Origin of the sequence: Dactylosporangium sp. CA-233914, assembly GCF_050942935.1 — a bacterium.
In the GTDB taxonomy this organism is placed as follows: domain Bacteria; phylum Actinomycetota; class Actinomycetes; order Mycobacteriales; family Micromonosporaceae; genus Dactylosporangium.
In genome coordinates this window covers 12,718,925-12,737,887 of sequence record NZ_CP192030.1, presented here as the reverse complement: position 1 = coordinate 12,737,887, position 18,963 = coordinate 12,718,925, and the positions used below count along the sequence as shown (strand labels likewise).

The 18,963-nt window shown below is 70.9% G+C and carries 17 protein-coding genes; 10 read left to right on the top strand and 7 right to left on the bottom strand.

What is annotated here, in order from left to right; genetic code table 11:
• Positions 1 to 14: 14 nt before the first annotated feature.
• Positions 15 to 971: a threonine ammonia-lyase gene (locus ACQPY0_RS57060; protein WP_432981695.1), complete on the top strand. Its 957-nt coding sequence runs from the start codon at positions 15 to 17 to the stop codon at positions 969 to 971.
• A gap of 133 nt (positions 972 to 1,104) precedes the next feature.
• Here the strand turns inward: ACQPY0_RS57060 and ACQPY0_RS57055 are convergent, their stop codons facing one another.
• Positions 1,105 to 3,183 (bottom strand): S9 family peptidase, encoded by a 2,079-nt coding sequence (locus tag ACQPY0_RS57055; protein ID WP_432981692.1) that lies wholly within the window; start codon positions 3,181 to 3,183, stop codon positions 1,105 to 1,107.
• A gap of 152 nt (positions 3,184 to 3,335) precedes the next feature.
• On the opposite strand from ACQPY0_RS57055, the gene ACQPY0_RS57050 reads away from it, so the two are divergent.
• Positions 3,336 to 4,331 (top strand): alpha/beta hydrolase family protein, encoded by a 996-nt coding sequence (locus ACQPY0_RS57050; protein WP_432981689.1) that lies wholly within the window; start codon positions 3,336 to 3,338, stop codon positions 4,329 to 4,331.
• Positions 4,332 to 4,530: 199 nt separating this feature from the next.
• Positions 4,531 to 5,757, top strand: coding sequence for an FAD-binding oxidoreductase (locus tag ACQPY0_RS57045; RefSeq protein ID WP_432981686.1), 1,227 nt, complete (start codon positions 4,531 to 4,533; stop codon positions 5,755 to 5,757).
• A 7-nt stretch (positions 5,758 to 5,764) separates the two neighbouring features.
• On the opposite strand, the gene ACQPY0_RS57040 is transcribed toward ACQPY0_RS57045, so the two are convergent.
• Positions 5,765 to 6,298: a GNAT family N-acetyltransferase gene (locus ACQPY0_RS57040; protein WP_432981683.1), complete on the bottom strand. Its 534-nt coding sequence runs from the start codon at positions 6,296 to 6,298 to the stop codon at positions 5,765 to 5,767.
• Between the two features lie 62 nt (positions 6,299 to 6,360).
• Between ACQPY0_RS57040 and ACQPY0_RS57035 the strand changes: the two genes are divergently transcribed.
• The 7 genes from ACQPY0_RS57035 to ACQPY0_RS57005 all read left to right on the top strand — a co-directional run bounded on the left by ACQPY0_RS57035 (position 6,361) and on the right by ACQPY0_RS57005 (position 12,826).
• Entirely contained in the window at positions 6,361 to 6,606 is a 246-nt protein-coding gene (locus ACQPY0_RS57035) for an acyl carrier protein (RefSeq protein WP_432981680.1), read from the top strand.
• Positions 6,590 to 7,330 carry an SDR family NAD(P)-dependent oxidoreductase gene (locus tag ACQPY0_RS57030; protein WP_432981677.1) on the top strand — a complete coding sequence of 247 codons (741 nt, stop codon included), beginning with the start codon at positions 6,590 to 6,592 and terminating at the stop codon, positions 7,328 to 7,330. Before ACQPY0_RS57035 ends, ACQPY0_RS57030 begins: the two co-directional genes overlap by 17 nt.
• The gene (locus ACQPY0_RS57025; RefSeq protein ID WP_432981674.1) at positions 7,330 to 8,667 is read left to right on the top strand and encodes an AMP-binding protein; all 1,338 of its coding nucleotides are present in this window, start codon (positions 7,330 to 7,332) and stop codon (positions 8,665 to 8,667) included. The genes ACQPY0_RS57030 and ACQPY0_RS57025 overlap by 1 nt, the downstream gene beginning before the upstream one ends.
• A complete protein-coding gene (locus ACQPY0_RS57020; protein ID WP_432981671.1) occupies positions 8,664 to 9,713 on the top strand; it encodes an acyl-protein synthetase in 1,050 nt (349 codons plus the stop codon). Before ACQPY0_RS57025 ends, ACQPY0_RS57020 begins: the two co-directional genes overlap by 4 nt.
• Positions 9,710 to 10,948 (top strand): acyl-CoA reductase, encoded by a 1,239-nt coding sequence (locus ACQPY0_RS57015; protein WP_432981668.1) that lies wholly within the window; start codon positions 9,710 to 9,712, stop codon positions 10,946 to 10,948. The genes ACQPY0_RS57020 and ACQPY0_RS57015 overlap by 4 nt, the downstream gene beginning before the upstream one ends.
• Before the next feature lie 10 nt (positions 10,949 to 10,958).
• Positions 10,959 to 11,888 carry a glycosyltransferase family 2 protein gene (locus ACQPY0_RS57010; RefSeq protein WP_432981665.1) on the top strand — a complete coding sequence of 310 codons (930 nt, stop codon included), beginning with the start codon at positions 10,959 to 10,961 and terminating at the stop codon, positions 11,886 to 11,888.
• A gap of 152 nt (positions 11,889 to 12,040) precedes the next feature.
• Positions 12,041 to 12,826 (top strand): hypothetical protein, encoded by a 786-nt coding sequence (locus ACQPY0_RS57005; RefSeq protein WP_432981662.1) that lies wholly within the window; start codon positions 12,041 to 12,043, stop codon positions 12,824 to 12,826.
• A gap of 820 nt (positions 12,827 to 13,646) precedes the next feature.
• On the opposite strand, the gene ACQPY0_RS57000 is transcribed toward ACQPY0_RS57005, so the two are convergent.
• The 5 genes from ACQPY0_RS57000 to purS form a co-directional block, all read right to left on the bottom strand.
• Positions 13,647 to 14,000 carry a hypothetical protein gene (locus ACQPY0_RS57000; RefSeq protein WP_432981660.1) on the bottom strand — a complete coding sequence of 118 codons (354 nt, stop codon included), beginning with the start codon at positions 13,998 to 14,000 and terminating at the stop codon, positions 13,647 to 13,649.
• Positions 14,001 to 14,478: 478 nt separating this feature from the next.
• Entirely contained in the window at positions 14,479 to 15,237 is a 759-nt protein-coding gene (locus ACQPY0_RS56995; RefSeq protein ID WP_432981657.1) for a 2-phosphosulfolactate phosphatase, read from the bottom strand.
• A 59-nt stretch (positions 15,238 to 15,296) separates the two neighbouring features.
• Positions 15,297 to 17,915 (bottom strand): phosphoribosylformylglycinamidine synthase subunit PurL, encoded by a 2,619-nt coding sequence (gene purL / locus ACQPY0_RS56990; protein ID WP_432981654.1) that lies wholly within the window; start codon positions 17,913 to 17,915, stop codon positions 15,297 to 15,299.
• Positions 17,912 to 18,592, bottom strand: a complete 681-nt coding sequence (gene purQ, locus ACQPY0_RS56985) for a phosphoribosylformylglycinamidine synthase subunit PurQ (protein ID WP_432981651.1) — start codon at positions 18,590 to 18,592, stop codon at positions 17,912 to 17,914. Before purQ ends, purL begins: the two co-directional genes overlap by 4 nt.
• On the bottom strand, positions 18,589 to 18,852 hold the full coding sequence (gene purS, locus ACQPY0_RS56980; RefSeq protein ID WP_432981648.1) for a phosphoribosylformylglycinamidine synthase subunit PurS: 264 nt from the start codon (positions 18,850 to 18,852) through the stop codon (positions 18,589 to 18,591). The genes purQ and purS overlap by 4 nt, the downstream gene beginning before the upstream one ends.
• Positions 18,853 to 18,963: the final 111 nt, after the last annotated feature.

Sequence of the window (18,963 nt, the reverse complement as noted above, 5' to 3'; positions counted from 1 at the left end):
TCAGGATTGGCGACGTGACCGCCACCCAGCAAAACCTCGTTCACCTGGATGAAATCCGCGATGCTGCCGCGCGGATCTCCGGGCTCGTGGTGCGCACTCCGCTGCTACCCAGCCCCTGGGCCGAGGAGCTGTGGCTCAAACCCGAGAGCCTGCAGCCCATCGGCGCCTTCAAGCTTCGCGGCGCCACCAACGCGCTGCACCGTCTCGACCTCGAGCACCGCCGCTCCGGCGTGGTGACCCACTCCTCCGGCAACCACGGCCAGGCCCTCGCCTACGCGGGCCGGGCCCTCGGCGTGCCGGTGACCGTGGTGATGCCCGAAGTCTCGACCCCGCTGAAGATCGAGGCAACCCGCGGCTACGGCGCCGAGGTCATCCTCGTGCCGCAGTCGGAGCGCGAGGTGGTCGCCAAACAGCTCGTGGCCGAGCGGGGGCTGACGCTCATCCCGCCGTACGACCACCCGGACATCATCGCCGGGCAGGGCACGGTCGGGCTGGAGATCTTCGAGGACCTCTCCAGCGTCGACGTGGTCGTGGTGCCGGTCGGCGGCGGCGGGCTCTCCTCCGGTGTGGCGACCGCGGTCAAGTCCCTCGCCCCGCACGTGGCGGTCATCGGCGTCGAGCCGGCGGTCGCCGCCGACGCCGCCGAGAGCCTGGCCGCGGGCATGGTCCGGGTATGGCCCGTGGAGCGGATGCTCAGCACCTGCGCCGACGGGCTGCGTACGGCCCTGTCCGAGCTGACGCTCGCGCACCTGTCGACCTACCTCGACGCGATCGTGACCGTCAGCGAGGAGGAGATCCTCGACACGGTCCGCACGCTGGCCCGCAAGGCGCGGCTGGTCGTCGAGCCGAGCGGCGCCGTGGCCACCGCGGCCGTGCTGCACCGCCGCGACGAGCTGCCGGCCGGGCGGACCGTCGCCGTGATCAGCGGCGGCAACATCGCCCCCGAGCTGGCCGCCCGCCTCTTCGCCTGACTTATCCACAGCCTGTGGGTAGTGCCTGTGTGGATCCACACAGTAACCCGCTGCCCATCACGGTTATCCACAGGTGTTCGGCGAGTTGTCCACAGCAAGTTATCCCCAGCCTGTGGACAACGCGCCGAGGTGCTTACGCCTTGCCGACCTTGTCCAGCAGCCAGGCGGCGATGAACGCCTCCTCGCGCCAGGCGTCGTAGCGGCCGCTCGGCCCGCCGTGCCCGGCCCCCATCTCGGTCTTGAGCAGGACCTCGGTGCCCGGCGAGACCGCGCGCAGCCGGGCGACCCACTTGGCCGGCTCGTGGAAGAGCACCCGGGTGTCGTTGAGGCTCGTCACCGCCAGGATCGGCGGGTACTGCACCGCGGCGAGGTTCTCGTACGGGGTGTACGACTTCATGTAGACGTACACCTCCGGATCCTCCAGCGGGTTGCCCCACTCCTCCCACTCCGTCACGGTCAGCGGCAGCGACGGGTCGAGGATCGTGTTGAGCGCGTCGACGAACGGCACCTGCGCGACGACCCCGCCGAAGGCCGCGGGTGCCAGGTTGGCCACCGCCCCCATCAGCAGCCCGCCGGCCGAGCCGCCCCGCGCCACCAGCCGCTCCGGGGCCGTCCAACCGGCCTTGACCAGGTGCTCGGCGCAGGCGACGAAGTCGGTGAACGTGTTCTTTTTGGCCAGCAGCTTGCCCTCGTCGTACCACCGCCGGCCCATCTCGCCGCCGCCGCGGATGTGCGCGATGGCGAAGACCACCCCGCGGTCCAGCAGCGACAGGCGCGGGATCGAGAACCAGGGGTCCATCGAGGACTCGTACGAGCCGTAGCCGTAGAGCGTCGCGGGGGCCGAACCGTCGCGGGGCGTGCCCTTGCGGGCGACGATCGAGATCGGCACCCGGGTGCCGTCGTCGGCGATCGCCCACTCGCGGTGCTGCTCGTAGCGGGACGCGTCGAAGTCGCCCAGCACCGGCTTCTGCTTGCGCAGGGTCAGCTCGCCGCTGTGCAGGTTGCAGTCGTACACCGAGTCGGGCGTCACCATCGACACGTAGTGCAGGCGGAAGGACGTGGTGTCGTACTCCAGGTTGGCCTCCGGCCCCACCGAGTACAGCGGCTCGGGGAAGGCGATGTCGTAGGCCGCCGCGCCGTGCAGCGGCACCACCCGGATGCCGGTCAGCCCGTCGCGGCGCAGCGTTACCACCAGGTGCCCGGAGAACGCGTCGACCTGCAGCAGCCGGGTCCCCGGCGCGTGCTCGATCAGCGTCGTCCAGTCGCCCGGGTTGTCCACCGACGTGTACGACAGCGCGAAGTCCTCGGCCCCGTCGTTGTGCAGGATCAGGAACCGGTGGCCGTGGTGCTCGACGGAGTACTCCACGCCCTGGCGGCGCGGCGCGATCGAGCGGGGCTCGCTCGTCGGCGCGTCGGCCGGGATCACCAGCACCTCGCTGGTGACCTTGCTGTTGACGTCGATGAGCAGGAACCGCTCCGAGCGGGTCAGCTCCACGCCCACCCAGAAGCGCTCGTCGGGCTCCTCGAAGACGATCACGTCGTCGGCGGCCGGGGTGCCGATGGCGTGGCGCCACACGCGGTGCGGCCGCCAGGCCTCGTCGACGGTGAGGTAGAACAGCTGCGAGCCGTCCGCGGACCAGGCCGAGCCGTAGAACGCGTTCTCGATGACGTCGGGCAGGTCCTCGCCGGTGCGCAGGTCCTTCACCCGCAGCGTGAAGCGCTCGTCGCCGGAGAAGTCGGTGCTGTACGCCAGCCGGTGCCCGTCCACGCTGAGGTCGAAGGTGCCGAGGGCGAAGTATTCACTGCCCCCGGCGAGCTCGTTGCCGTCCAGCAGGACCTGCTCGCCGGGCAGCGGGGCGCCGTCGCCGATCTCCGGCGGGGCGTCGCGGCCCTCGGCGGCGGGGACGCGGCAGTGGATGCCGTACTGCTTGCCCTCCTCGGTCCTGGTGTAGTACCAGTAACCGCCCTTGCGGGTGGGCACCGAGAGGTCGGTCTCCTTGGTGCGGGTCTTGATCTCGTTGAACAGCGTCTCGCGCAGCGGCTCCAGGTGCGCGGTCGCCGCCGTGGTGAAGGTGTTCTCGGCCTCCAGGTAGGCGACCGTGTCCGGGTCGTCCTTGTTCTGGAGCCAGAAATACTCGTCGACCACGGTGTCGCCGTGGTGGACCCGCTCGTGCGGGACCCGCTTCGCGGTGGGCGGCTGCTCGGCTGTCACACATCCGTACGTTACCTCCTGGGGTGACGACGAGGACTACCCCTTGGCGTGACGCAACCACACACGTCATTCGGCGGTCTGTCCCTTCAGGAGAGAGCGACGCCGGTACCGTCAAGGTCTCGTAGTTCGGGCGAGACCACGGAGGGATGCCGGTGCGGCGTCGTGGGGTGTTGCACATCGGGGTGACCGGGCTGGCAGCGATGCTGGTCCAAGCGTGCTCCGAGGGGTCGGCGACGGCGCCATCGAAAGGTTCGGCCGGCTCGGCGGGCGGTTCCGCCTCGCCGAGCGTCGATCCGCAGGCCGCGTCGACGTTCGACCCCTCGGGGTACGTCCCGGCCGCGGTCCCGCTCGCGGAGCTCAAGAAGCTCTACAACTACGACAAGGGCTCCTCGCTCAACGCGCAGCTGACCGACAAGCGCAGCGGCGACGGGGTCATCCTCGAGGACATCACGTTCTCGGACACGCGCGGCAACGACGCGATCCCGGCGTACGTGGTCAGCGCCGACATCCCCGGCGACACGCTGCGGATGCCCGCCGTCGTCTTCGGCACCGGCCCCGACGGCGACCGCGACAAGCTGCTCGAGGAGGCCATGGCCGTCGCCCGGATGAAGGCGCTGGTCATGGTCACCAGCCTGCCGATCAAGCCGACCGGCGACCCGTCTGCCGACGCCAAGGTGCTCGCCAACGCCGTCGTCGCCCAGCGCCGCGCCTTCGACCTGCTCATCCGCCGCAGCGACTGCGACGGATCCCGGGTCGGCTACGCCGGGCACCACTCCGGCGCCGCCCTCGGCGCGGTCCTGCTCGGCCTCGAGACCCGCATCACCGGGGCGGTCCTGGCCGCCGGCCCGAGCCGGTTCTCGCGCTGGATGGTCAAGCAGAAGGTGCCGCAGGACTGGCACCCGTACCTCGACTCCCTCGCCCGCTTCGACGCCGGCCCGTACGTCGCCGCCGGCGGCAAGCGCTCCGTGCTCCTGCAGTTCGGCAAGCAGGACAACGTCGTGCCGGAGGCCGAGCGGGCGGAGCTGACCACCCAGGTCGCCGGCGCCAAGCAGCGCAAGGACTACGACACCGGCCACGACCTGGCCGGATTCGCCGTCGCCACCGCCGATCGGACGGCCTTCCTGAAGCAGGTCTTGCGGCTGTCGTAGTTGGCGCATACGCTTCGAACGTATGTTCGGATGTCGGTTGGTGCACTATGTGCACCGCACCAGCGCTCGAATGTATTCGAGCGTGTCATTGGGAAAGCCTGGATCGTGATTTCCTGGCCCGGGCTACCGCGATTCCCAGCGACCGATCTTCCCCACGTCCACGGTGGCAGCTGGTGAGCTAGGGAAGCGGGAGTCTGCGGTGACGGTGATCGAGGCCCTGGCGGGCGCGTGCGGCCCGGAGCAGGTGTGGGAGGCGGGCCCCGCCGACACCGTCGACGGGGTGCCGGTCGGCTGGGTGGCCGCCCCCGGCGGCCCGGCCGAGGTGGCGGAGGTGCTGCGGTTCACCGCGGCCGAGGGCCTGTCCGTGGTGCCGAGCGGCGCCGGGACCAAGCTCGACTGGGGCCTGCCGCCGACCCACGTCGACGTCCTGCTCGATCTCTCCCGGCTGTCCGGCGTGCTGCACCTCGCGCCGGACGGGCTCAGCGCGACGGTCGCGGCGGGCACGCCGCTGCGGGCGCTGCGGGCGTATCTGCTCAAGGAGCGCCGCCGCCTGCCGCTGGACGTCGGCTCGCCCGGGGCGACGCTGGGCGGGGTGCTGGCTACCAACGAGGCGGGGCCGCTGCGACACCGCTTCGGCACGCCCCGCGACCTCGTGACCGGCGTGCGGGTGGCGCTGGACGAGGGCAGCCTGGAGCATGGGGTGGACGGGTCGGAGCTGGCGCGATACGTCTGTGGCTCGTTGGGGACCCTGGGCGTCGTCACCGAGGCGACGGTGCGGCTGGAGCCGCTGCCGGCCGCGCGTTTGTGGGTGGTACGCCCGGTCTCGACACCGCGCGAGGTGCGGCAGCTGACCGAGGCCCTGACCGCCTCCGCGCTGGACCCGGCCGCCGTTGAGGCGGACCTCCCCGGCTCGCTGCCCGGGCGCCCCGCCGAGCTGGCGGCCCTGTTCGAGGGGGGCGAGGCCGTCGTCGCCCACCGGGCCGAGTCCGCCGCCAAGCTCCTCGGCGGCGGCGCCATGGTCGAGCCCCTGCCCCCGCCGTGGTGGGGCCGCTACCCCTTCGAGGCCGAGGACGTGGCCCTGAAGATCTGGGGCCGTCCGAGCGAGCTGTTCGCCGTGATCTACGCATTGCGCGACGCGGCGGGCGTCCCGGTGCCGGTCCGCGGCTCGGTGGGCCTGGGTGTGGCACACGTGGCCCTGCCCGACACGATCGCGCCCGAGCGCCTGGACGGCATGCTGACGGCGGCCCGCACGGTGCTCCTGGCCCGCGGCGGCGGGGGCTGCACCCTGCTGCGCGCCCCGCTGGAGCTCCGCGAGCTGGTCGAGAGCCACGGCCCCGAGCCGTTGCCCACCGCCGCGGCCCGGCTCAAGCTCGCCCTCGACCCCGAGGAGCGCCTCGCCCCGGGCCGCCTGCCGGACCTGTCCTGACGCCGGCTCACCCGACGGTCGGACGCGACTTCTCCGTCCACACGACGAGCTGCTCGGTGCCGTCGATCTCGGCGGTGTAGCGCCGCTCGGGGACCTCGACGAAGCCGAAGCGGCGGTGCAGCGCGATCACCGGCTTGTTCCAGGCGAGCGTCCGGCCGCCGAACGAGCGCAGCCCCATCTCCCCGAACGCGTAGTCCACCGCGGTCTTCTCCAGCTCCATCCAGGCCGGCAGCAGCTCGCCGCGCGCATCGAGGCCGTCGACGTCGAGGAAGAAGCCCCATTCCGCGGTACCGCCGACTGGATCGTGGTCGTTGAACGTCACGACGCCGCAGTCGTGGCCCGCGTAGCTGAAGATGAGCACCCGCCGCGCGGGGTCGGCCCGCACCTTCGACCACCACTGGGCGTGGCCCTCCGGCGTGATGTACGCCGTGTGGATGCTCGCGCCCCGGGTCTTCGGGTGGTTGCGCCAGCTCCGGATGGTTTCCACGTCGGACTCGTGGGCCTCGCGCAGCACCTCGGGACCTCCTAGGTCGTTGAACACCCTGACGATCCGTACAACTTGCGTACTTTCTCCCAAGTTGCGTAACCCCCGGAGGACCGCCGATGAGCAACCTCGACCGTCTCCGCACCGCGTTCCGCACGGCCCTGGGCCTGCCGGAGGACCTCGACGTCGACCGGCTGGAGTACCGCGCCATCGAGCAGTGGGACTCCCTGGCGCACCTGACGCTGATCGCCGAGATCGAGGACGCGTTCGACGTCATGATCGATACCGACGAGGTGATCGACCTGAGCTCCTTCGGCAAGGCCGTCGAGATCCTGGGAAAGCACGACGTTGCGCTCGCCGGCTGACCACGCACGGGTCGCGCTGGTCACCGGCTCGTCGCGCGGGATCGGCCGCGCGGTCGCCGAGGCCCTGGCCGCCGCCGGCTACGAGCTGGTGCTGCACGGGCGCGAGGAGGGCTCCGCGAAGGCCGCCGCCGAGGCGATTCCGGGCGACCAGCTCGTCGTGCACGGCGACGTGTCCCGGGCCGAGGACGTGGCCGGGATCGTCCGCGCGGTCTTCGAGCGCCACCGCCGCCTCGACGCCCTGGTCGTCAACGCCGGGGTGCATGAGGCCGGACTGCTCGGGATGATGGGCGCCGAGGCGGTCGAGCGGGTCTTCGCGGTCAACGCCGCCGGGGCCGCGCACACGCTGCAGGCGGCCGTGAAGCTGCTGCGCCGCGGGGCCGCGCCGGCCGTCGTGCTGATGGCCTCGGTCATGGGCACCGCGGGGGCCGCCGGGCAGGCCGTGTACGGCGCCTCGAAGGCCGCGGTCGCGGGGCTGGCCCGCGCGGCCGCGAAGGAGCTCGGCCCCTCCGGCATCCGGGTCAACGCCGTCGCGCCCGGGTTCGTCGAGACGGACATGCTCGCGTCGCTGGACGAGGTCGGCCGGGCGGAGCGTATCGCCGCGACCCCGCTGCGCCGCCTCGGCCGTCCCGAGGAGGTCGCCGACGTGGTGACGTTCCTGCTGTCGCCGCAGGCCCGATTTGTCACAGGCCAGGTGATCGGTGTCGACGGCGGGGTGATCGTTTGATGCACGGGCGGATCATCGACGCTGCGAGCGGCGTTGTCACGAAATTTCCGTACAAATCGGACGTGCTGGATGACGTCCCGCCGGGAGTCGTCTTCCTCCGCATGCCCACGACGGTCGAGGCCGTACGCAACTACGTGACGGCCTTCGAAGCCGGCCGACCGGTGGCGCTGCTGGATCCTGCCCTGCCTGATGAGACGCTGCTCGACTTCGTCGAGCGGTTCGAGCCGGCCGGCGTCATGGGGCCGCTGCCGGACGAGGTGCCGAAGCGGTATATCCGGAAAAATCCGGACAAGTGGGTGCGCGAGGAAGTGTCGGCCTATGTCCCACATCCGGATTTATCCGTTTTGCTGGCCACCTCCGGCTCGACCGGCAACCCGAAGCTGGTAAGGCTGTCCCGCCGCGCGATCCTGGCCAACACCGACTCGATCATCGAGGCGCTCGGCATCACCGCCGACGACGTGGCGATCAGCGCGCTGCCGTTCTACTACAGCTACGGCCTGTCGGTGCTCAACACGCACCTGGCCGCCGGGGCCACGCTGGTCGTCGAGGCCGGCGGGCTGCTCGGCCGCGACTTCTGGCCCGCCGTCGACGGCTACGGGGTGACCTCGCTGGCGCTCGTGCCCTCGCAGTACGAGATGCTGGTCCGGCTGCGTTTCGACGCGGCCCGCCACCCCACCCTGCGCACGCTGACCCAGGCCGGCGGGCGCCTGCGCCCAGAGCTCGTGCGCGACTTCCACGAGCGGATGACGTCAGTCGGCGGGCGGCTCTTCGTCATGTACGGCCAGACCGAGGCCGCGCCGCGCCTCACCACCCTCCCGGCCGGGCGCCTCGGCGAGAAGCTCGGCTCGGTCGGCCCGGCGGTGCCCGGCGGACGGCTGAGCATCCGGCTCGACGACGGCACCGAGACCACCGCGCCGGACGTCTCCGGCGAGGTGCTGTACCGCGGCCCGAACGTCATGCTCGGCTACGCCGAGACCGCCGCCGACCTGGCCCGCGGCGACGACCACGGCGGCCTGCTGGTCACCGGCGACCTGGGGCGGCTCGACGCGGACGGCTACCTGTGGATCGAGGGCCGGCGCAAGCGCTTCGGCAAGGTCTTCGGCGTGCGGCTCAACCTCGACGACGTCGAGCGGATGCTGCCCGTCCCGGCCGCCGCGGTCGCCGGCGAGGACAAGGTGGTCGTGTTCGCGGCCGAGGGCGACCCCGCGGCGCTGCGCCAGGGCCTGGCCGAGCGGCTCCGGCTGCACTGGTCCGGCTTCGAGGTGCGCGCGGTCGCGGCGCTGCCGCTGCTGAGCAACGGCAAGGTCGACTACCGCGCGCTGGAGGCCGCCCGATGACCGTGTTCACGCTTTCCAGCTTGGAGCGGGAGGCGCTCCTGCTGCCCCGGCTGATCGAGCTGACCGAGCGGCATCGGGCGCGCGGCGCGGAGTACGCGAACATCCTCGCCGCGACCGGCCACGCCCCCGGCCGGATCTACCGCGACACCGCCGAGCTGCCCTGGCTGCCGGTCCGGCTGTTCAAGACCCGCCGGCTCAAGAGCATCCCGGACGAGGCCGTCTTCAAGGTCCTCACCTCCAGCGGTACCACAGGGGACGTCAGCCGGATCTACCTCGACCGCGAGGCCGCCGCCGCGCAGACGCGCATGCTGGGCCGGACCCTGCAGACCGTCCTCGGCCCGCAGCGCCTGCCGATGCTCGTGGTCGACACCAAGGCGATCATCAAGGACCGGCGCTCGTTCAGCGCGCGGGGCGCCGGCGTGCTGGGCATGGCGACGTTCGGGCGCGACCACGTGTGGGCGCTGGACGAGCACGGCCGCCCGGACGTGGACGCGGTGCGGGGCTTCCTCGCCGCGCACGGCGACCGCCCGTTCCTCGTGTTCGGGTTCACCTTCATGGTCTGGCTGTACCTCTACGAGCTCGCCCGCGACCACCGCCTCGACCTCGCCAACGGGATCCTCATCCACTCGGGCGGCTGGAAGAAGCTGGCCGACCGCCGGGTCGGCAACGCCGAGTTCCGGCGCGCGTTCCGCACCGGCACGGGGCTGACGCGCATCCACAACTTCTACGGCATGGTCGAGCAGATCGGCGTGGTGTACCTCGAGGGCCCCGACGGCGACAGCCTGTACTGCCCCGACTTCGCCGACGTCGTGATCCGCGACCCGGACACGTGGGAGCCGCTGCCGCCCGGCCGCCCGGGGCTGGTCGAGGTGCTGTCCACCCTCCCGGAGTCGTACCCCGGCCACGTCCTGCTCACCGAGGACCTCGGCGTGGTCCACGGCGTCGACGACGGGGCCTGGCCCGGCAAGCGCTTCTCGATCCTCGGCCGCCTGCCACGGGCCGAGGCGCGGGGCTGCAGCGACACGTTCGTAGGGGCGGCGGTATGACGCCATTTAAGGTGAAATTTCCGCATTTTTCGGCATCGGTCGGGCTGGACGGCCTGCTCGCCGAGGTCACCGCCGACCCGCCCGGCGGCCGGCTCGTCGTCGGCGACGAGCGGGTGCGGGACTTCCTCGCCGCGTTCTCCCGCCGCCTGCTGCGCCCCGACCTGGCCCGCCGCCACCCGGAGCTCGGCTCGCTCGGCTTCTTCCTGCGCAAGGGCGAGCTGGCCCGGGCCGTGGCCCGGCTCGGCGACGGCGCGTCCGGCCAGCGCCGTGCCCCGCGGGGCCTGGTGCTGCACTTCCCGCCGGCCAACGTGGACACGATCTTCGTGTACTCGTGGGCGCTGTCGGCCCTGGCCGGAAACCACAACGTCGTGCGGATCTCCAACCGCTCGGCGGGCGCGGCCGAGGTGGTCCTGGAGGCGCTCAACGAGGTGCTGGCCGACGCCGATCCGGCGATCGCGCAGACGCAGCGGATGGTGACGTACGAGCGCGACGACGCCCTGACCGCGGCGCTGAGCGCCGCGTGTGACCTGCGGGTCCTCTGGGGCGGCGACGCCTCGGTCGCGGCGCTGCGCCGCCACCCGGTCCGCCCGCTCGCGCGGGACCTCGCGTTTCCGGACCGCAGCTCGTTCGCCGCGATCTCGGTCGCCGGCTGGCGCGCGGCGACGCCCGGGCAGCGCCGGGCCGCGGTGGCCGGCTTCGCCAACGACCTCTACTGGTTCGACCAGGCCGCCTGCTCGTCCCCGCGCGACCTGTGCTGGGTCGGCGACCCTGACACCGCCCAAGCCGCGCGGGCCGAGTTCACCGGGCTGCTCGCCGAGGAGGTCTCGCTGCGCGGGTGGGCGGTCGACCCGGCGATGGCGGTGGAGAAGTACGTGGCGACCTACGGCCTCGCCGCCGACGGAGCCGCGACCCGGGTCACCTTCGCCGGCAACGCCCTGGCCGAGGTGGAGCTCGCGAGCCTCGGCGAACTGCAGCGCGGCTGGCTCGGCGCCGGCACCGTCTGCCACGTCACCGTCGCCTCCCTCGCCGAGCTGGCCCCCGCGATCCGGCGCAAGGACCAGACGCTCGCCCACTTCGGCTTCACCCTCGCCGAGCTCGACGACTTCGTCACCGCCCTCGCCGGGCGCGGCCTGGACCGGATCGTGCCGTTCGGCCAGGCGCTCACCTTCGCCGGCGTCTGGGACGGCCTCGACCTGCTGCACGAGTTCACCCGCATCATCACGATCGCCGCTTAGGAGTTTGGCCGTGTCGATCTCCGTCGTCATCCCCTGCTACCGCTCGGCGAGCATCCTGCCGCGCCTGGTCGCGCGGCTGAACGCGGTCCTGCCGGCGATCGACCCGGTGCACGAGATCATCCTGGTGGTCGACAGCACCGACGCCACCTGGGACGCCGCCCGCGACCTGGCCGTCGAGCACCCCCATGTGCAGGCGATCCGGATGGCCCGCAACTACGGCCAGCACAACGCGCTCATCGCCGGTATCCGCGCCGCCTCCTGCGAGCGCATCATCACGATGGACGACGACCTGCAGCACCCGCCGGAGGAGCTGCCGAAGCTCGCCGCGGCCCTCACCGACGACCTCGACGTCGTCTACGCCGTCTCGCAGACCGAGGAGCACGGCGCGCTGCGCAACCTGACCTCGTGGGGCGCGAAGAACCTGGTCATGGGGCGCACCATGGGCGTGCCGAACGCCGACGTGCTCGGCGCCCTGCGCATCTTCCGCACGTTCCTGCGCGCCGGCTTCGACCAGGTCAGCGGCCCGCACGTGTCCGTGGACATCGTCCTGTCGTGGACCACCACCCGGGTCGGCTCCGTGGCCGTGCGCATGGAACAGCGCAGCGAGGGCCGCTCCGGCTACGCGTTCAAATCCCTGATGAAGCACGCGATCAACATGATCCTGGGATACTCCACGAAGCCGCTGCGGCTCGTGACGTACCTCGGCTTCCTGATCGGCGTCTGCGGCGTCCTGCTCACGCTGCGCCTGGTGTGGCTGTACTTCACCGGCGACACCAAGGTCGCCGGGTTCACGACGCTCGCCTCCCTCGTCACGATCTTCTCGTCCGCGCAGATGATCGGGATCGGGGTGCTGGGGGAGTACCTCGGCCGCGTCCACGCCCACGGCATGGGGCGCCCGACCTACGTCGTCCGCGAGCACTTCGTCAAGAGCGAGGGCTGACTCGGGGCGGGTGGCGGAGCCGGCGATCGTGCGCTCCACGGTTCAGATGCCCGGAATGTTCGCGATGCCGGGAGTTATCCACAGCCCTGGATCGGGTCTTGAGGCGCGCCGCGGGTGGCGGAAGGCTGGAGGTCGCAACACGGGGAGGGGACGTGCAGCGACGGGGGATCTGGATCGGGTTGTTGGTGGCGACGGTCCTCGCGGGCCTGGGGTTCGTGGCCGCGGCGGGGTTCCGGACGGGCGAGGACATTCACGGGCCGTCCCCGGACTGCGACGGGACGCCACCGAAGATCGGCACCGCGGTGCGGGCAGGGGACCGGCTGGCGGTCGAGGAGCAGGGATTCGGCACGATCGCCGAGCGCAACGCCATTCGGGTGATCGGGATCGGGGCGGTGCTGATCAACCGGTCCGCGTCGGCGGCGTATCGGACCGAAGTCTCGCTGACCCTCCACAGCGCGGTTGAGGACAGGGTGCTGTGGTCCGGCCCGCCGCAACGGATCCCGGTGATCCTGCCGGGCGGCCGGGCCGCGGTGGGCGCCTACGCGTGGCTACCCACGACGGATGCGGCGTCGGCGGCACGGATGTCGGTGGAGATCGGCCCGACCCACTGGCTCGAGGCCGGCGAGGCCAACCACCTGTTCGAGGCCGACCTCCGAAGCGTCGCCGCCTTCACGCTGATGCCGTCAAGCCCAGGAGTAACCGCCGCCGAGTTCGACATAGGTCCATCCGTGAGCTGCGAACTGCTCACCGACGGCGGCGCCGGTGTAGTCTTCCGCGATTCGCGCGGCACGGTGCTGGCCGGCGCCCCCGGTTCGTCAACGCACAACGGCTTCTGCGGACACACCGACTCGACCTTCGCCAAGGTCGACCTCATCCCGCCGGAAGCCGACCTACGACGAACCCAGATCTCGATCTACTGCGACCTCGACACCAGCTAGTCCGGCAGCCATGAGCCCAGGCCAGGGCCGCCCCGCTTGCGGAAGCCGGCGAAGTCTGCCGACCACGGCCACGGACACCGCACCAGCTCGGGCGCCGATACCTTGACCTGTAGGTGGTGCTCGCGCCCGAACCGGCGCTCGCCAATCCACACTGACCGTTGCCTAGCCCACCGCCCGATCGGGAGAGCAAGAACAGTCAGACACACACGAACGGGTTGAACGTTGCGCTAGTGTCGTGCACAGGACAGCAGCGCCTGTGTGATCTAGGTAACGTCGGCCGACCCTTTGCCGATAGCACCAGCGAGAGAAAATCCGGTGCCCTTGAAGGTGGCTGCAACGCAGGAGCTGGCCGACGATGTGGAACTCACCCAATATGGAGAACTTGGTATCCCCTTCCGGAACCACCTGCGTGTCGACATCGGAGAGCCTGAGATGTCCCTGATTATGGGGAAACAGACGGCCATGGCCGCGGCTCTGCTGGTGACTAAGACGGTTCCACCTGGCGCTGCGGCCCGCTGGACGACGGCAGGGCGGTTGAGGGCAGATGGCTTCGTAGTTCTCCATTCACCCACGCGAGGCAACCCCTTGCACGTCTCGGTCTTCCCTCCAGGGGGCCCCAGCGAGCCCAGCGAGTGGGATGACACCTTGGCGGACCGGTTCAGCCAGTGCTTCACTGTGGATGTGGGGGGTGATACTGATGAGTAGTGCGTTGATTGCTGAGGTCGGCAACCTTGCTTGGGCACCGCTGACGGCAACAGAGGGCGTTGAGATATTCGATCGTTACAACGGCGTCCCAACTTTAGGGACAATTCGAGTTGGCTCAACAACTCATCTGTTTTGGCGTGCTGTTGGCTATACGGCTGACGTTTCTGTTTGGCTGTATGTCCCCCTCACGGCCGAGGATATCGCCCAACTTGATGATGATGAAGGACCTGGGCTGGTCGACGGTATCGTCTTTCGGTCCCCCATTCGGCGATTTGTGGCCATCGGTGTCGCTGTTGAACATCGGATAGTTTTCGAACGTGAATGGCAACTCCCGGCGGGCCTTCAGCAATCGGCGATTCTTGGCCCACTCCTGGAGTTTACGCACGAAGCCCTTCGAGTCGCTTTGAGCGAAGGCCTTCCTCATAGCCGCCGCGAACTGGTTCAGAAGGCTAGTGAGGTCGTCGGTCACCTGGTGCCGTGCTAGCCCGAAAAACGCACATTGCTCGTTAGCATTGGATGCCCGGACGGCGAGAATTCAGTCCAGGAGCCCGGAAGGTGAACATGCTACTGCTGCCTGCGGTCACTCAAAGTAGCTGAGTTTCATCTTTGTTTCAGAGTGCACCGAAATCGGTACTCGGCGCGCGCTCGACCACTTCTAAAGTCGTTGGCGATTCCCCGCGGCACAAAGGTTGCCGCTGTCGGGTCAGGCAATTCCCTCAACCCGGCCATTCATGTGTCGCACATTTACGCAGTCCGCTGATAGGTGTGCGACGACCAGGGATGGGGCCGTAACGCATAATGAGAGGGCTGGCTCTTCGAAGCCATACCTCATCAACTCGGCGACGCGATCGAGTACGTGTGGGGTACATTCGTTCGTTTCCGATCCCGCCGAACACGACTCCATGGCTACGAGGGCCTCGCTCGATCCGCTTGAAGCGGTGGGTGGCTCAGGCGGGGGCGAAGGACTCGCCGTCGGTCATGATCGGGACGGTGTGGGAGGCGCCGGACTGGGTGGCCAGGAGGACGTCCTCGGCGAAGCCGCGTTGGATCAGCTCCTGGCCGCTTACGCAGCGGCGGATCGCGGCGGGGACGTTGCGGACCGAGGCCAGGGCGGCCAGGGAGACGGCGGCCTCGACCGACAGGGGGGAGCCCAGCATCGACAGGCCGTCGAGGACCGCGGCGGCGCCCAGCAGGTCCTCGACGCAGGGGCGGAGGGTGCCGTCCGGCCACAGCTCGCCGGCGGCGACTACGCCGACGGCGCTGGTCGGGGTGCCGTGGCCGTGCGTGTGCAGCCAGCGGGCCACGGCGGGAGCGTTGCGCAGGCAGGCGGCGACTACCGGGACGCCGGTCGAGGCGGCGGCGGAGCAGATGGTGGCGCCGTTCGGGGAGGGGAGGACGAGCTGCTCGACGATCGGGGCCGACTTGAGCGCCGCCGGGGACAGGCTCCAGGGCCGCGTGGCGCTCATCTGGCCGCGGCCGACCGCGACGGCGGCGCCGAGGCGGGTGGCATACGCGTGGGCCTGGTCGCTCCACGGGAACGGGTGCACGCGGATGCCCCGGCCCACGGCGACGTCGACCGCGGTGGAGAAGGAGAGGACGTCCACGACGACGAGGACCGAGCAGACGCGGGCGAGTTCGGCCGCGCCGGCCGGGCCCCAGTCGAAGCGGGCGCCCGAGCCGGGCTGGCTGAAGACGCCCTCTGCCATGGCGACGGTTCCTACGACGGTGAGTGCGACTTGTTGAGTGTGTGCCTGGGAGGTGGTGATCAGGCTTTGTCGTTGTCGAGCGGGGCGTGCGGGACCTCGGGGGCCTCGACGGGCTCGAAGAACGTCGGGTGGGCAGCCGAGGCCGACTCCTTGCCGCCGGGGGCCGTGCCCCTGGCGGAGCCCCGGCCCGGACCCGCGTTCGTGGCGGAGGGCCCGCCGCTGGTCGGGGTGTCGCTCTTGGAGCTCGAGCCGGCGTCCCGACCAGCGGCGGGCTCAGCGGGCGGGACCGAGCCCACGACGGGGGCCGAGTCCGCCGCGAAGGCCTTGTCGGCCGCGAAGGACGTGGGTGCCGGCCCGAAGTAGGTGGGCTGGGGCTCGTTCGGGGTCAGGTAGGCCGGGGCCTCCGTGGAGACCTCGCCGAAGAGGGACGGCATCGTGCCCGTCCAGGCGGCGCGGAGCTCGTCCAGGGAGATGGCGAACTGGCCGCGGACGTCCAGGGTGCGGCTGCGCCCGTCGACCGAGCCGATCACCGTCGCCGGGAGGCCGTGCTGGGCGCACAGGGCGGTGAACGCCTTCTCGTGGCCGCGGGGGACCGAGACCAGGGCGCGGGCCGTCGACTCCGAGAAGAGGGCCACGAACGGGTTCGCGTCCTCGGGGAGGGTGATGTTGGCGCCGCAGTCGTAGCGCAGGGTCGCCTCGACCAGGGCCTGAGCCAGGCCGCCGTCGGAGAGGTCGTGCGCGGAGGACAGATGGCCGCGCTCGCCGGCCTCGGTCAGGACCGAGGCCAGGATGCGCTCGCGGGTCAGGTTGACCCGCGGGGGGATGCCGCCCAGGTGCTGGTGGGTCACCCAGGCCCACTCGGAGCCGGAGAGCTCGTCGGTGGTCTCGCCCAGCAGCACGATCAGGTCGCTGTCGCCGCCGAAGCCCATGGGGATGCGGCTGCCGACGTTGCCCATGATGCCCAGGACGCCGACGACCGGGGTGGGGTGGATGGCCTGGGAGCCGGTCGAGTTGTAGAAGGAGACATTGCCGCCGGTGACCGGGATGCCCAGCTCCGCGCAGCCGTCGGCCAGGCCGCGGACGGCCTCGGCGAACTGCCACATGACCTGCGGGTCCTCGGGGGAGCCGAAGTTGAGGCAGTTGGTGACGGCCAGGGGCGTGGCGCCGGTGGTGGCCACGTTGCGGTAGGACTCGGCCAGGGCCAGCTTGGCGCCGTTGTACGGGTCGAGGCGGGCGAACCGCGCGTTGCCGTCGACCGACAGGGCGATGCCGAGACCGGTCTGCTCGTCGATGCGCACGACGCCGGAGTTCTCGGGCTGGGCGAGGATCGTGTTGCCCTGCACATAGCGGTCGTACTGCTCGGTGACCCAGCTCTTGTCGCACAGGTTGGGGCTGGCGGCCAGGCGCAGGAGGGTTTCGCGCAGCTCGACGCCGGTGCGGGGGCGGGGCAGGGTCTCGGCGCGGTCGGCCTGCAGCAGGATGAGGTCGGCCGGCTCGCGCATGGGGCGGGCGTAGACCGGCCCGTCGTCGGCCAGCGAGCCCGGCGGGACGTCGACGACGGCCTCGCCGTGCCAGGTGATGAGCAGGCGGCCGGAGTCGGTGACGCGGCCGATCGCGGTGGCGATGACGCCCCAGCGCTCGGCGACGTGCAGGACCTCATCGAGCTTGGCCGGGTCGACGATGAGCAGCATGCGCTCCTGCGACTCGCTGGCCAGCACCTCCTGCGGGTCCATCGACGCCTCGCGCAGCGGCACCAGGTTGAGGTCGATGTCCATGCCGGTGCCGGCGGCGGCGCTGGTCTCGGTCAGGGCGCAGGTCAGGCCGGCGCCGCCGAGGTCCTGCACGCCGACGATCAGGTCCCGCTCGTAGAGCTCCAGGCAGCTTTCGATGAGCAGCTTCTCGATGAACGGGTCGCCGACCTGCACCGACGGGCGCCGGGCCGGGCCGTCGCTGTCGAAGGTGGCGCTGGCCAGCACCGACACGCCGCCGATGCCGTCACGGCCGGTCTTGGCGCCGAGCAGGACCACGATGTTGCCGGGGCCGTGGGCCTCCTTGTTCTGCAGGCGGTTGACCGGCAGGACCCCGACGCAGAGCGCGTTGACCAGCGGGTTGCCCTGGTAGCAGGGGTCGAAGACGACCTCGCCGCCGATGTTGGGCAGGCCGAGGCAGTTGCCGTAGCCGCCGACGCCGGCGACGACGCCGGGCAGGACACGCTTGGTGTCCTCGTGGTCAGCCGCGCCGAAGCGCAGCGGGTCCATCACGGCGACCGGGCGGGCGCCCATGGCGAGGATGTCACGGACGATGCCGCCGACGCCGGTTGCGGCGCCCTGGTAGGGCTCGACGAAGCTCGGGTGGTTGTGCGACTCGACCTTGAAGGTGACCGCGATCTCATCGGAGATGCGGATCACGCCCGCGTTCTCGCCGATGCCGGCCAGCATGAGGTCGGAGCGGGGCGCCTTCTCGCTGAACTGACGCAGGTGGACCTTGCTGCTCTTGTACGAGCAGTGCTCGCTCCACATGATCGAGTACATGGCCAGCTCGGACGTGGTCGGCCGGCGGCCGAGGATCGCCCGGATGCGCTGATACTCGTCCTCGCGCAGGCCCAGCTCCTCGTAGGGCTGCTCCTCGTCGGGAGTCTTGGCGGCCTGCTCGACGGTGTCGAACGTCCCCTCGGTCATACTCGGGCTCCCAGGTGTGCGAGCACGGACGTGAAGATGCCCAGGCCGTCGATGGACGGACCGGTGAGCACCTCGACGGCGTGCTCCGGGTGGGGCATGATCCCGACGACGTTGCCGGCTGCGTTGCTGATCGCCGCGATGTCGTGCAGCGAACCGTTGGGGTTTCCGCGGATGTAGCGCGCGACGACGCGCCCCTCGCCCTCGAGCTCGTCGAGAGTCCGGGCGTCGGCCATGTAGCAGCCCTCGCCGTTCTTGACCGGGATCACGATCTCCTGGCGCGGCTGGAAGCCGACGGTCCAGGCGGTGACGTTGTTCTCGATGCGCAGGCCCTGGTCGCGGTTGCGGAAGTGCAGGTGCTGGTTGCGGGTGAGTGCACCCGGCAGCAGGTGGGCCTCGCAGAGGACCTGGAAGCCGTTGCAGATGCCGAGCACGGGCAGCCCGTCACCGGCGGCCTTCACGATCGAGTCCATGACCGCGGAGAACCGGGCGATGGCGCCGGCGCGCAGATAGTCCCCGTAGGAGAAGCCGCCCGGCAGGATGACGGCGTCCACGCCATAAAGCTCGGCGTCGGCGTGCCACAGCGGGATCGCGGCGGCGCCGGCGAGGTGCACGGCCCGGGCGGCGTCGCGGTCGTCGAGCGAGCCAGGGAACGTGACGACACCAATGCGGGCGGTCACGGCTGCTCGACCTCCGCCGTCACCGGCTCCTCGACGCGCAGGGTGAAGTCCTCGATCACCGGGTTGGCGAGCAGCTTGTCGGCGATCTCGCGAGCCCGGTCGAGGTCGGCGGCGCCCTCGAACTCGATCTCGATGCGCTTGCCGATGCGCACCGACGCGACATCGACCACGCCGAGGCGCGGCAGCGCGTTCGCGACGGCCTGACCCTGGGGGTCCAGGATCTCCGGTTTGAGCATGACGTCCACCACGACGCGGGCCACGGGGCACTCCTGACGTTGAGTCGGGCGCTCGAGGGCGAGCGACACGAGCCTACCGGGCGGGGCTCCATCGCAGATCACCGGCCGTGTCACGGTTCGGTCGACCACGCGGCG